Source organism: Nonomuraea sp. NPDC050680 (assembly GCF_040654555.1).
GTDB lineage: Bacteria > Actinomycetota > Actinomycetes > Streptosporangiales > Streptosporangiaceae > Nonomuraea.
Genome location: NZ_JBFAIF010000014.1, coordinates 1 through 13,193 on the forward strand (window position 1 = coordinate 1; position 13,193 = coordinate 13,193).

At 69.1% G+C, this 13,193-nt stretch carries 10 protein-coding genes; 6 read left to right on the top strand and 4 right to left on the bottom strand.

The features are described 5' to 3' along the window. Nucleotides 1–377: 377 nt before the first annotated feature. Together AB0H88_RS34950 and mgrA are read left to right on the top strand one after the other, a co-directional pair. Nucleotides 378–2,426: a S9 family peptidase gene (locus tag AB0H88_RS34950; RefSeq protein WP_357652120.1), complete on the top strand. Its 2,049-nt coding sequence runs from the start codon at nucleotides 378–380 to the stop codon at nucleotides 2,424–2,426. Further along, entirely contained in the window at nucleotides 2,423–3,421 is a 999-nt protein-coding gene (gene mgrA / locus AB0H88_RS34955; protein ID WP_357652122.1) for an L-glyceraldehyde 3-phosphate reductase, read from the top strand. The genes AB0H88_RS34950 and mgrA overlap by 4 nt, the downstream gene beginning before the upstream one ends. On the opposite strand, the gene AB0H88_RS34960 is transcribed toward mgrA, so the two are convergent. Further along, nucleotides 3,390–5,768: a lysylphosphatidylglycerol synthase transmembrane domain-containing protein gene (locus tag AB0H88_RS34960; protein WP_357652124.1), complete on the bottom strand. Its 2,379-nt coding sequence runs from the start codon at nucleotides 5,766–5,768 to the stop codon at nucleotides 3,390–3,392. The two genes, mgrA and AB0H88_RS34960, sit on opposite strands and share 32 nt — an antisense overlap. A 195-nt stretch (nucleotides 5,769–5,963) precedes the next feature. On the opposite strand from AB0H88_RS34960, the gene AB0H88_RS34965 reads away from it, so the two are divergent. Beyond that, entirely contained in the window at nucleotides 5,964–7,979 is a 2,016-nt protein-coding gene (locus tag AB0H88_RS34965) for a molybdopterin oxidoreductase family protein (protein ID WP_357652126.1), read from the top strand. Here the strand turns inward: AB0H88_RS34965 and AB0H88_RS34970 are convergent. Further along, nucleotides 7,957–8,739, bottom strand: coding sequence for a hypothetical protein (locus tag AB0H88_RS34970; protein ID WP_357652128.1), 783 nt, complete (start codon nucleotides 8,737–8,739; stop codon nucleotides 7,957–7,959). The two genes, AB0H88_RS34965 and AB0H88_RS34970, sit on opposite strands and share 23 nt — an antisense overlap. A gap of 67 nt (nucleotides 8,740–8,806) precedes the next feature. On the opposite strand from AB0H88_RS34970, the gene AB0H88_RS34975 reads away from it, so the two are divergent. Continuing rightward, entirely contained in the window at nucleotides 8,807–9,349 is a 543-nt protein-coding gene (locus AB0H88_RS34975) for a PadR family transcriptional regulator (protein ID WP_357652130.1), read from the top strand. 16 nt (nucleotides 9,350–9,365) lie between these two features. Here AB0H88_RS34975 and AB0H88_RS34980 read toward each other — a convergent pair whose 3' ends face one another. Beyond that, nucleotides 9,366–9,824: a GNAT family N-acetyltransferase gene (locus AB0H88_RS34980; protein ID WP_357652132.1), complete on the bottom strand. Its 459-nt coding sequence runs from the start codon at nucleotides 9,822–9,824 to the stop codon at nucleotides 9,366–9,368. A gap of 84 nt (nucleotides 9,825–9,908) precedes the next feature. Here AB0H88_RS34980 and AB0H88_RS34985 point away from each other — a divergent pair, with 84 nt between their 5' ends. Next, the gene (locus tag AB0H88_RS34985; RefSeq protein ID WP_357652134.1) at nucleotides 9,909–10,361 is read left to right on the top strand and encodes a hypothetical protein; all 453 of its coding nucleotides are present in this window, start codon (nucleotides 9,909–9,911) and stop codon (nucleotides 10,359–10,361) included. Between the two features lie 68 nt (nucleotides 10,362–10,429). Here the strand turns inward: AB0H88_RS34985 and AB0H88_RS34990 are convergent, their stop codons facing one another. After that, nucleotides 10,430–11,239, bottom strand: coding sequence for a methyltransferase domain-containing protein (locus AB0H88_RS34990; protein WP_357652135.1), 810 nt, complete (start codon nucleotides 11,237–11,239; stop codon nucleotides 10,430–10,432). A 91-nt stretch (nucleotides 11,240–11,330) separates the two neighbouring features. Between AB0H88_RS34990 and AB0H88_RS34995 the strand changes: the two genes are divergently transcribed. Then, on the top strand, nucleotides 11,331–13,136 hold the full coding sequence (locus AB0H88_RS34995; RefSeq protein ID WP_357652137.1) for an acyl-CoA dehydrogenase: 1,806 nt from the start codon (nucleotides 11,331–11,333) through the stop codon (nucleotides 13,134–13,136). Nucleotides 13,137–13,193 lie beyond the last annotated feature (57 nt).

A 13,193-nucleotide genomic window follows, 5' to 3' on the forward strand; every position in this document is an offset into this window, starting at 1 on the left:
GTGCATCATGCACTGGCTTTTAACACACTGTTGAGTTCTCAAGAAACGGACGCGTACTCCCCAACCTGCGAGAGGCGTTCATTTCGTTTTCCGTTGTGTCTCTATTCTTTCACCAGTCCGTTTTTCTGTCAAATTGACCGGACTTGCTTGGAATTTCGACCGCCTCTTCAATTTACCATCCCGTAGACCGGGTAGCGAATCGAAGCGGCTGCCACCAAGCACAACGCAACACACGTCAAAACCACCGAAGTGGAGGAGATTGGTTGCGCCGCACCCTGGCGACTTCTAAAGATTAGCAGCGCCCCCGAGCGCTCGAGACGCCTTCACTCCGATCGGAGGCCACAGAACGATCACGGCCCGGAACATAGACTCCCCACGTGAGTAGCAAAACACCGCCGCTGGCGAAGAAGTCACCGACTGAGCGCACCCATCACGGCGACACCGTGATCGACGAGTACGCCTGGCTCGCCAATAAGGACGATCCCGACACGATCGCCTACCTGGAGGCGGAGAACGCGTTCCTCCAGCAGCAGACCGCTCACCTCGGCGATCTCCAGGAGCAGGTCTTCCAGGAGATCAAGGGCCGCACCCAGGAGACCGACCTGTCGGTGCCGAGCCGCAAGGGCGAGTGGTGGTACTTCAGCCGGACAGAGGAGGGCAAGCAGTACGCCGTCTCCTGCCGCGTGCCCGCGGACGGCGAGACCCCGCCCGCGGTCACCCCGGGCGAGCGCCTCGACCGGGAGCAGGTCATTCTCGACGGCAACGAGCTGGCGGGCGACAGCGCGTTCTTCTCCGTCGGCACCAGCGCCATCACGTCCGACGGGACGATGCTGGCCTACTCCACCGATTACAAGGGCGACGAGCGCTTCACTCTGAGGTTCAAGAGCCTGGAGACCGGCGAGCTGCTCGACGACGAGATCGAAGACGTCTTCTACGGTGGCACCTGGTCGGCCGACGGGTCGGCGTTCTTCTACACGCGCGTCGACGACGCCTGGCGTCCCTTCCAGGTCTACCGGCACACGCTCGGCTCGCCGGACGATGTGCTGGTCTACGAGGAGAGCGACGAGCGCTACTGGGTCGGGATCGGGCTCACCCGCAGCGAGAAGTACCTTGTGCTCGGCGCCGGGAGCAAGATCACCAGCGAGGTGCGCCTCCTCGACGCCAACGACCCGACGGGCGAGTTCCAGATCGTCCGTCCCAGGAAGACCGGTGTCGAGTACGGCCTGGAGCACGCCGGCGACTTCTTCTACGTGCTCCACAACGAGAACGCCGAGAACTTCGAGCTGGCCACCGCCCCGCTCGACGCTCCCGGCACCTGGACGCCGGTGATCGCCCACAGCGCGGACACCAGGCTGCTGGAGGTCGACGCGTTCGCCGGCCACGCCGTGCTCCACTTCCGCCGCGACGGGCTGACCGGCATCCGCGTCCTCCCGTACGGGGGCGACGAATACGAGATCGAGTTCCCCGAGCCGCTCTACGACGCCGGGCCGGCGGGCAACCCGGAGTTCAGCACCGGCAGGCTCCGGCTCGCCTACACCAGCATGATCACCCCGGCCAGCGTCTACGACTACGACCTGGCCACCCACGAGCTGATCCTGCTCAAGCAGCGGCCCGTCCTGGGTGGTTACGACCCGGCCGACTACGAGCAGTTCCGCGAGTGGGCCACCGCCGAGGACGGTACCCGGGTCCCGATCTCCGTCGTCAAGCGCAAGGACACCGCCAAGCCCGCCCCCACCGTCCTGTACGGCTACGGCAGCTACGAGACCTCCATCGACCCCGGTTTCTCGGTCCCCAGGCTGTCCCTGCTCGACCGGGGCTTCATCTTCGCCGTGGCGCACATCAGGGGCGGCGGCGAAATGGGCCGTCGCTGGTACGAGGAGGGCAAGCTCACCAAGAAGAAGAACACCTTCACCGACTTCGTCGCGGCGGCCAAGCATCTGAAGGCGTCGGGCTGGAGCGAGCGGATCATCGCCAGGGGTGGCTCGGCCGGCGGCCTGCTGATGGGCGCGGTGGCGAACCTGGCGCCGGAGGAGTTCGCGGGTGTGGTGGCCGAGGTGCCGTTCGTCGACGCGCTCAACACGATCCTCGATCCGTCGCTGCCGTTGACCGTGATCGAATGGGACGAGTGGGGCGATCCCCTGCACAACGCCGATGTCTACGCGTACATGAAGAGCTACACACCGTACGAGAACGTGGACGATCGCGCGTACCCGCCGATTCTCGCGATCACCAGCCTGAACGACACCCGGGTGCTCTATCACGAGCCCGCGAAGTGGATCGCTAGGCTGCGGGCCACGGCCGGCGGCGGTCCGTTCCTGCTCAAGACGGAGATGGGCGCGGGACACGGCGGCCGGAGCGGGCGCTATGACGTTTGGCGCGAAGAGGCCTTCGCGCTCTCCTGGATCATCGAGAGAGGCACCTCATGACCTACCAGCCGGACGACGACCGCTACGAGCGCCAGCCGTACAACCGCAGCGGGCGCAGCGGCCTGAAGCTGCCTGCCGTCTCGCTCGGTCTCTGGCACAACTTCGGCGACAACCGGCCGATCGACAACTCGCGGGCGATCCTGCGGCGGGCGTTCGACCTGGGCGTCACGCACTTCGACCTGGCCAACAACTACGGCGTGCCGTACGGCTCGGCGGAGCGCAACTTCGGCGGGATCTTCCGCGAGGACTTCGCCCGCTACCGGGACGAGCTGGTCATCTCCACCAAGGCCGGCTACGACATGTGGCCGGGGCCGTACGGCGAGTGGGGTTCGCGTAAATACGTGCTCGCCAGCCTCGACCAGTCACTGGAGCGGATGGGGCTCGACTACGTCGACATCTTCTACAGCCATCGGCCCGATCCCGAGACGCCGCTGGAGGAGACGATGGGCGCGCTGGACCGGGCGGTGCGCTCGGGCAAGGCCCTGTACGCGGGCATCTCCAACTACTCCGCCGAGCAGACGGCGCAGGCCGCGCGGATCATGCGGGGGCTGGGTACCCCGCTGCTCATCCACCAGCCGTCCTACTCGATGATCAACCGCTGGATCGAGGACGGGCTGCTCGACGTGCTGGAGGAGGCGGGCATGGGGTGCATCGCCTACTCACCGCTGGCCCAGGGGCTGCTGACCGACCGCTACCTCGACGGTGTCCCCGACGACTCGCGGGCGGCGACCAGCCGGTTCCTGAGCACCGACCGGATCGACCGCGACCTGGCGCGTGACCTCAACGAGATCGCCAAGACGCGCGGCCAGTCGCTGGCGCAGATGGCGCTGTCGTGGGCGATCAGGGATCCGCGGGTGACCAGCGTGCTGATCGGCGCGAGCAGCGTGCGGCAGTTGGAGGACAACGTGGCCTGCGTCGACGGCCCGGCGTTCACTCAGGACGAGCTCGACGCCATCGACAAGGTCATAGAGATTCGTGCCGCTGGAGGTAGGTGAAGGCCGCCCAGCCGGGCAGCACCGGCAGCCAGAACGTGAGCAGCCGGTGCAGCAGGACGGCCGATGTGGCCAGCTCGGCGGGCAGCCCGGCCACGGTCAGGCCCAGTGTCAGCGACGCCTCGACCGCGCCCAGGCCACCAGGTGTGGGCGCGGCCGAGCCGATCGCGTTGGCCGTGAGGTAGACGACGGCGACGGCGGTGAAGCTGAGCTCGCCGCCGAAGGCCTCGACGCAGGCGTCGAGGCAGACGACGAACGCGATCGTGATCATCAGGGTGCCGACGCAGGCCTCGATCATCTTTCGCGGCGACTGCAGCACGTCGAGCAGCCTGGGCAGCACGTTGGCGAACAGCTTGTGCATCCGCCCGGTGATGAACCGGCGCAGTGGCGGCACCCCGAACAGCACCACGACCAGCACCGCGACCGACAGCATCACCACGACCAGCCCACGAGACGGGCTGAACGCGGTGGCGGTGTTGGACCCGGTGATGTAGGCGAACAGCAGCAGCAGCGCGATGTGGAAGACCATCATGCTGAGCTGAGAGGCGCCCACGCTGGCCACCGCGAGCGCGGGCGAGATGCCGCGCTTCTGCAGGTAGCGCGTGTTGATCGCGACGCCGCCGACGGCGGCGGGCGTGACGAGCTTGACGAACGAGGCCGCGAACTGGACCAGGACCGTGCGCCAGAGCGGTAGATGCTCGGGTACGAAGCCCCTGAGCATCAGCGCGGCGGCCACGAAACTGACGAATGAGGCGGCCAGCCCCAGCACCGACCAGGCCCAGTTGGCGGTGGTCACCACGTGCACGACGTTGACCCGGCTGAGCTGCGTCAGCAGGAAGTAGGCGGCCACAGTGCTGGCGATCATCGTGACCAGCGTGCGCGGCCGGAACCGCTCCAGCCGGATCTCCTCGACCTTGCCCTGCGGCTTGAGCGCCACGATGTGCTCGCGCAGCTCGGTGAGCACGCCCTTGTCCTTCGACAGCGCCGAGCGGGTCTCGCGGGTGAGGGCGATGCGCTGGAGCAGCGGCATCGCGGCGGCCAGCGCGTCGGGCCCCATGACGGCGGCGGCGGCCCGCACGGAGCGCTCGGCGCCGACGCGCAGCGCCAGATAGGTGAGCAGCTGCGCGACGTCGAGCCGGAGCAGCAGGTCGCCGGCCGCGATCTCGCCGCTGCGGGCGTCGGTCAGCACGACCCGGCCGGCCCGGTCGAGGTGGATGCTGTCGCCGGTCAGCCGCCGGTGGGCGAGCCGCTGGATCTGCAGCAGCGCGACCTGCTCCCAGATCTGGGCGAGCAGGGCGTCGTCGATGTCGGCGTCGGGCACCTCGTCCAGCGGGCGGGTTTCGAGGTGCTCGTAGGCGAGCAGCGCGGCCTCGGTGCCGATCTCGCTGGTGCCGAGCAGGCGCGGTGTGCTCGCGCCCGCGGCCTGCGCGGCGTACGCCATGAGCGCCTCGCGCTCCAGCTCGGCGCGGAGCGATCTGATCGCCCGGCGCCTGGTCTCCGAGTTGAGCCGGATCCGCCGCCAGAGCCGGTACGGCAGGCCGGCGACCTGCCGGTCGCGGTCGAGCACGGTGACATCGAGGCTGCTGCCGTCCTTGAGCCCGATGGCGTAGCGGCGGCTGCCCTGGTGGTCGTCCTCGATGCGGCGGGCCGACTGCGGGGAGAAGGAGAGCTTGCGGAGCGCGGCGACGACCGCGTTGCCGGGCGGCCGGGTGTTGGGGCTGCCCACGCCGTACAGGGTGCCGTAGCCCACGGCCATGCCGACCAGGACGGGCACGATCGCGCCCGGCAGCGTGATCTGCCGGCCGGAGAAGAGCGCGAAGATGTCGAGCGCGATCACCGTCCACATGAGCATGCGCCAGGTGGGACGGCGCGAGATGCGTACGGCGGTGGCGTAGGCGACCACCGAGGTGAGCAGCGTGTTGAGCGGCTCGATGGATCGGCCGCCGGTCAGCAGCATGCGCAGGTCCTCGACGCTGCCGCCGATCAGCCACTGACCGAGCAGGAACGAGCCGACCATGCCGATGATCGCGGCGATCAGGCCCTCGGCCACGCGCAGGCCGTCGCGGTGGAAGACGCGCTCGACGGCGAAGGCCACCGGCACGATGAGCACGGCCGCGCCGCCGAGGAAGGTCGCCACTCGGCTGAGCAGGTCGGGGACGAGGGTGGTGCCTTCTTTGACGTCCGCTTCGAGGCCGTTGAGCGTCTGTTTGGCGACCAGGGCGATGAGGACGACCGCGGCGAGCACGAGCAGCGTGGTGAGGAAGCGCAGCAGGTCGGAGGGCCGGCGCAGGCGCTGGGGCAGCAGCGGCTCGACTACATAGACGTCCGTTTCAGCGCGCGCTTCAGCCACGGCTGGATCCCCCTTCGCGAGGTCCTCCGCGTCATCACGTTCCCTGGTTTCGGCCACCGACAGAGATTCTGCACCTTCCCGACCGACCGTACGATCTTTGGGCCCCTTCAATCCTTCACCCTTGATTTCTACCGCGCGTCGGGGCATGTCGTGGCTTCCCTAATGCCTGGCGGAGCGACACGTAAGCTGTGTCGCATGTCGGGTGAATTGCGAGTTTTGGGGGCATGCCCGCTGGACTGCCCTGATACCTGCTCTTGGATCGTCACGGTCGAAGACGGCAAGGCCGTGAAGATGCGCGGCAACCCGGAGCAGCCGTACACCAGAGGCGCGCTCTGCGTGAAGGTCAACCGATATCTGGAGCATACCCAGGCCGACGACCGCATTCTTTACCCGCTGCGCCGTACCGGGCCCAAGGGGTCGGGCGAGTTCGAGCGCATCACCTGGGAGGAGGCGTTCGACGAGATCACTTTCAGGCTGCGGAACATCATCGACGAGCATGGCGGCGAGGCCATCTGGCCGTACGTGGGCACGGGCTCGCTCGGCTACATCCAGGGCTGCGAAGGCGTCGCCGGGCGCCGCTTCTGGAACATGCTGGGCGCCTCCAAGCACTGGCTGAACATCTGCGCCACGGCCGGCGGCGCCGGGCTGAGCCTGACCAACGGCACACCCGCCGGCATGGACCCCGAGGACCTCGCGCTGTCCCGGCTGATCCTGCTGTGGGGTACGAACACGCTGACCAGCGGGCACCACCTGTGGAAGTTCGTCCAGGACGCCCGTGCGGCCGGCGCGTATGTGGTGGCCATCGACCCGATCCGCACCAGGACCGCCGACCAGGCGGACCGGCACCTGGCGATCCGGCCGGGCACCGACGCCGTGCTCGCGCTGGCCCTGCTGAACGTGGTGCTCGCCGAGGGCGCCCAGGACGAGGAGTTCCTCGCCGAGCACACCCAGGGCTGGGAGTCCTTCCGCGAGGAGATCCTGGCCTACCCCGTCGAGCGGGCCGCCGAGATCACCGGCATCCCGGCCGCCGACATCCGCGAGCTGGGGACGCGGCTCGCGCACACCCGGCCGACCGCGATCCGGACCACGATGGGCATCCAGCGGCACGCGGGCGGCGGCACCACGCTGCGGACGATCGCCGCGATCCCCGGCGTGACCGGCGACTGGCGCCACCCGGGCGGCGGCGTGGCCTACTCCACCAGCGGCCACGTACACGTCGACATCGACAAGCGCGACGACCTGCTGGCCCAGCCGGTCCGCACGCTGACCATGACCCGGCTGGCCTCCGAGCTGGACTCGGTGAAGTGCCTCTGGGTGTACGGCGCCAACCCGGTCGGCTCGACCCCCGACGCCAACAGGATCCGGCGGCAGCTGGCCCGCGAGGACCTGTTCACGGTGGTCATGGAGCAGTTCCCCACCGACACGGTCGACTACGCCGACATCGTGCTCCCCGCGACCATGCAGACCGAGCACATGGATCTGCACGCCGGGTACGGCCACCTCTACCTGCTCTGGAACGAGCCCGCCGTGGCGCCGCCGGGCGAGTGCCTGTCGACCACCGAGACGTTCCGCCGCCTGGCCGCTCACATGGGCATGACGGAGCCGTCGCTGTACGACTCCGATCTTGAACTGGCCGAGCAACTGCTGAGCAGCGGCCACCCGTCGCTGGAGGGCGTCACGCTGGACCGGCTGCGCAAGGAGGGATGGGTGCGGATGAACTATCCCCAGCCGTTCACCCCCTTCGCCGACGGCTTCCCCACCGCCTCGGGCCGGCTCCGCTTCCCGCCGCGTGGCAAGGCGTACGTCCCACCCCATTCCCTGCGTACGGCCGACGGCTCGCCGTACCCGCTGACCCTGGTGACACCGGCGGCGCACACCTTCCTCAACACGATCTTCGGCAACAACCCGGAGCTCAGGCGCCGGGCCAAGGAGCCCGTGGTGCTGGTCAACCCGGCCGACGCCGAGGCGCGCGGGCTGGTGAGCGGGCAGCGGGTGCGGGTGCACAACGCGAGCGGCGAGTTCCTGGCCGACGTCGAGGTGAGCGACCGGGTGGCGCGCGGCGTGGTGGCCTCGCCCAAGGGCCGCTGGCCCAAGCACAGCCCCGGCGGCGCGAACGCCAACGCGGTCGTGGCCGAACGCGACGCCGACATGGGCAGGGGCCCCGCCTACCATGACAACCTGGTCGAGGTCAGCCCTTGTGCCGATCTATGAAGGCGATGATCCGGTCGAGCACCTCGGGGCCGTGAGGGCTGCCGAACAGCGCTGAGGCGTGCAGGCTCTCGCCCTTGATGACGTGGAGCTCGTTGTCGGGGGCTTTGGTGGCGGCGTCATGGGTGCGCTGGAGGTCCTTGGCGCCGCCGTACGCGTCGTTCTCGCTGCCGATCTGGAGCAGCGGGACCGTCAGCTTGGCCGCCTCGTCCTCGGCGACCGCGCCGGACAGGGCGACGACCCCGGCCATCCGGGAGCCCAGCCGCTCGGCCGCCGGGACGGAGGCGGTCGCGCCTATGGAGCCGCCGACCAGGAACAGCCGCCGCACGCCCTTCTCCTTGGACAGCCGCTTGGCCATGGCGACCGCCACCTCGTCGGGGTATTCGCTGCTCTTCCTGGCGTACAGCAGGACGCGGTAACCAGCCGCGACCAGGCGGTCGGAGAGTGGGCGCCAGGTGCAGACGTTGCCGTTGCGCTCGTACGTGATCACCACGCCGACCGCGCCCTTGCCGGTGATGACGCCGGGCAGGTCATCGCCGTAAGTGAAGATCTTGCCGTCGGCGGTGGTGAAGCAGCCGGAGACGTTGGGGCCCGTGACCTTCTGCGCCGGTGTGGGCGTGTTGGGCGTGTTGGGCGTGTTGGGCGTGTTCCGAAGCGTGGGCCTGCTTTGAAGCGGGGTGGCGGGCGCGGTCATGGGGCTGACCGGGCCTCCGCAGCCGGCCAGTACCAGAACAAGCCCGATCGAGCCGATGATCGCGCGCATCGCCACCCCTTCTCCACACTATGTCTGAAGTGACATAGTCGATGGGGACAATACCCTTGGCGGCACCATGACCTCAACGCTGGGATTCGCGGTCCTCGCCGTGCTGGCACGCGGCGACCGCACCGGATACGACATCGCCGCGGCCATGCGGCGGCCCATCGGCTTCTTCTGGACCGCCGGGCACAGCCAGATCCACGCCGAGCTGCAGAAGCTGCTGGCCGCCGGCCTGGTCGGCTACGAGGCCGAGCACGGGCCGGGGCCGCAGGACAAGAAGGTCTACCACCTGACGGACGAGGGCTCCGCGGAGCTGCGCGCGTGGGTGACCCGGCCGCCGAAGGAGCGACCGGAGCGGGACGAGCTGGTGCTCAAGACGTACGCGGCGTGGCTGGCCGAGGCGGGGCTGGTCAGGAGGATGTTCGCCGACCAACTGGCCGCGCACGAGGCGCGGCTGGCCGAGTACGAACGGGAGGAGGCGGCGTTCGGCGGCCCACCCTCGTTCGGCGATCCGCGCTTCGGCAACTACGCGACGCTGCGGTGCGGCCTGGGGTATGAGCGGCACCGCGCCGAGTGGTGCAGATGGATGATCGACCAGCTCGGCGACGGCTCGTAGCCCCCGCAGAGGCGGCTCAGCTCAGCGACAGCTTGTAGCCCTCGTGTGAGGCACTGAAGCCGAGCGAGTCGTAGAACCGGTGCGCGTCGGTGCGTGACTTGTCCGAGGTGAGCTGGACGATCGCGCAGCCCCGAGCCCGCGCCCGGTCGATCGCCCACCGCATCATCTCGCGACCCAAACCCTGGCCCCTGGTGGAGGCGTCGACCCTGACAGCCTCGATCTGACAGCGCTCGGCCCCGAGCCGTGAGAGTCCGGCCAGGTAGGTGAGCTGCATCGTGCCCAGGACCTTGCCCTCGCGCTCAGCGACAATCAGCTCGTCGTAGGGGTTGGCGTCGATCCGGGCGAAGGCCGCCAGATACCGCTCGTCGGCCGGATCTCCCTCGCGCTTGGCGCCGAGCGGGTCGTCGGCGAGCATCGCCACGACGGCGGGCACGTCGTTGGCACGGGCCGGGCGGAAAATCCAGGTTTCATCCATGCCCGAATCATGCCCGACATGTCAGGGAGGGCTCAGGGTAGGTCCCCGATGCGGTAAGGGGGTGTCGAAAGGCACTGTGGGGACATGAACGAAATCAGTCGACGCGATGAGGTCTCGCTGTCCGGCGCCGCTCTGCGTGGCGCCCCTTGGAAGGCCGCAGCCGTCAGCGGTGGCGCGACGGCCGCGGCCAGCTTCGGGCTGGGTGTGCTGCTGCCCGGCTCCGCCGACCTCGTATGGGCGCTCGGCCTGGGGATCAGCGTGTTCGCGCTGGTCGCCGCCATCGGCGCGGTGTCCAAGCCGAACGAGGGCGACCGGGTCACCCGCCAGGCGCGCCTGTGGGCGCTGAAGCACCCGTGGAGATTCGCGCTGCTGCCAGCCGCCATCACGGCGATCCTGGACTACCCGGTGCAGCTCGTACTCGACGGGGAGGGGGTGTTCGGCTCGGCGTTCCATTCGGTCTGGCATGGCGCCCTGGTCTATGTGATCGCCGGCGTCCTGACGCTCACGAGGCAGGGACGAGCGCGATCTTCCCAGTGACCCGGCGGTTGATCAGGTCGTCCATGGCCCGCCCGGCCTCCCGAGAGAACATCATTCGGACAAGCTGGTCAGTCCCACCAGATCGTGGTCCAGCGCTCCCGTGGGAGCGGCCACATGCCCAGCTCCAGGGCTGTCGCGCCGACCTCCGCCGAGCGCGCGGGGTCGAGGCAGGCGCGCTGGCAGACGCTGTCGGCCAGGTCCTCCAGGGAGTTGAACCGGTCCAGCGGCGCCTCGCGCTCCTCGACCCGTACGGCGAAGCCGAGCGCGGCCGCCAGGGCCACGCAGTCCTCGGCGACCGGCCGGACCGGGCGGTCCACGTTGTGGAAGTGCTGCCACAGCGGGGCCATCCAGCTCATGGGGTGGCGGTGCGGGAGCTCGATGACGACGCGGCGCCTGGCGTGGGCGTTCAGCGCGCGAAGGAAGTCGGCCAGGTCGGGCACGTTGTAGATGACGTGGGCGCAGACCACCACGTCGGCGACCGGCACCTGCCCCACCACGTCGGGCCAGCGGCCTTCGATCGCGGTGAGCGGGACGCCGAGCTTGTCCGCCCTGAGAGCGAGCTCGTCGAGCATCGCGGCGGAGGTGTCGACCGCGTACAGCATGGAGAGCCGGTCGTGCAGCGGCAGCGACGCGGCTCCGGTGCCCGCGCCGACGTCGAGCAGCGTGGCGCCCTCGTCCAGCGCCTCCCTGAGATGCGTCGAGGTCGGCCCGTCGTCGGGCTCGGCGAGGGCCCTGTCGGTGCGCGTGGCGAAGCGCTCCGGGGAGTGGCCCCACGGATCGACCGGCGCCTTGGCCATGATCTCGGCGGGGATGGCCCAGGAGTCCAGTCGTTCTCGCCACCGGGTGGCGAGTTCTTCGGCGTCCATGGAGATGAGCATGCCACGCATATTCATGGTTACTCGCGGGTAGCATTTCGAGTAAGGTTACTGGCCAGTACATAACGCCCCCGGTTCAAGGAGATCGACACTCATGGGCCACTACAAGAGCAACGTCCGTGACCTGGAGTTCAACCTCTTCGAGGTGTTCGGGCGACGCGAGATCCTCGGCACCGGGCCGTATGCCGACATCGACGAATCGGTCGCCCGCGGCATTCTGGAAGAGGTCAACAGACTGGCCACCGGTGTGCTCGCCGACTCGTTCGAGGAGGGCGACCGCCACCCGCCGGTCTTCGACGCCGCCACGAGCTCGGTCACCGTGCCGGAGGGTGTCAAGAAGTCGTACCGGGCGCTGGTCGGGGGTGGCTGGGCGCATCTCGATCTGCCGCGCGAGCTGGGCGGGCCCGGCATCCCCCGGAGCCTGGCCTGGGCCACCGCCGAGATGGTCCTCGGCGCGAACCCGGCCCTCTACATGTACGCCGCCGGACCCAACTTCGCCTACACGCTCTGGCAGGTCGGCACCGACGAGCAGAAGCGCTTCGCCGAGCTGGCCATCGAGCGCGACTGGGGCGCCACCATGGTGCTGACCGAGCCCGACGCGGGCTCCGACGTCGGCGCGGGCCGGGCCAAGGCGATCCGGCAGCCCGACGGGACCTGGCACATCGAGGGCGTCAAGCGCTTCATCACCAGCGCCGAGCACGACATGTCCGAGAACATCTTCCACCTGGTGCTGGCCCGCCCCGAGGGGCACGGACCCGGCACCAAGGGCCTGTCGATGTTCCTGGTGCCCAAGTTCCACGTGGACCTGGAGACGGGTGAGCTGGGCGAGCGCAACGGCGCCTACGTCACCAATGTGGAGAAGAAGATGGGCCTGAAGGTCTCCACGACCTGCGAGCTCACCTTCGGCGACAAGCACCCGGCCATCGGCTGGCTGGTCGGCGACGTGCACGAGGGCATCAGGCAGATGTTCATGGTGATCGAGCACGCCCGCATGATGGTCGGCACCAAGGCCATCGCCACGCTCTCCACCGGCTACCTGAACGCCCTGGAGTACGCCAAGAGCCGCGCCCAGGGCGCCGATCTGACCCGGATGGCCGACAAGGCCGCGCCCCGGGTGCCGATCACGAACCACCCGGACGTACGCCGCGAGCTGATGCTGCAGAAGTCGTACGTCGAGGGCATGCGCGCGCTGGTGCTCTACACGGCCACGTTCCAGGACGCCATCCAGATGGACCCTGACGACCGGCACGCGCGCGACATGAACGACCTGCTGCTGCCCCTGGTCAAGGGGGTCGGCTCCGAGCGCTCGTACGAGCTGCTCGCCCGGTCCCTGCAGACGCTCGGCGGCTCGGGCTACCTGCAGGACTACCCGATCGAGCAGTACATCCGCGACGCCAAGATCGACTCCCTGTACGAGGGCACCACCGCGATCCAGGGCCTGGACCTGTTCTTCCGCAAGATCCTGCGCAACCAGGGCGCCGCGATCGGCTCGCTGCTGGCCGAGATCAACGCCTTCGCCTCCTCCGACGCCGGCAACGGCCGCCTCAAGGAGGAGCGCAAGCTGCTCGCCGAGGCCGCCGCCGACATCAAGGCCATGGGCGACACGATGGCCGGCTGGGCACTGGGCGCGCTGGAGACGCCGAGCGAGGTCTACAAGGTCGGGCTCAACACGACCAGGTTGCTGCTGGGCCTGGGCGACCTGGTGATCGGCTGGCTGCTGCTGCGCCAGGCCGAGATCGCGCTGGCCCGGCTCGCCGACGGCGAGGACGCCTTCTACCAGGGCAAGGTCGCCGCCGCCTCGTTCTTCGCGACGACCGTGCTGCCCCGCCTGGCCGCCGAACGCCGGGTGCTCACCGCCACCGGCCAGGACCTGATGGACCTGCCGGAGGACGCCTTCTAGACCCGCCGCTGGATCCGCCTCCCGCTGAACGCCCGCTCCGCTGTGGAGCGGGCGTTC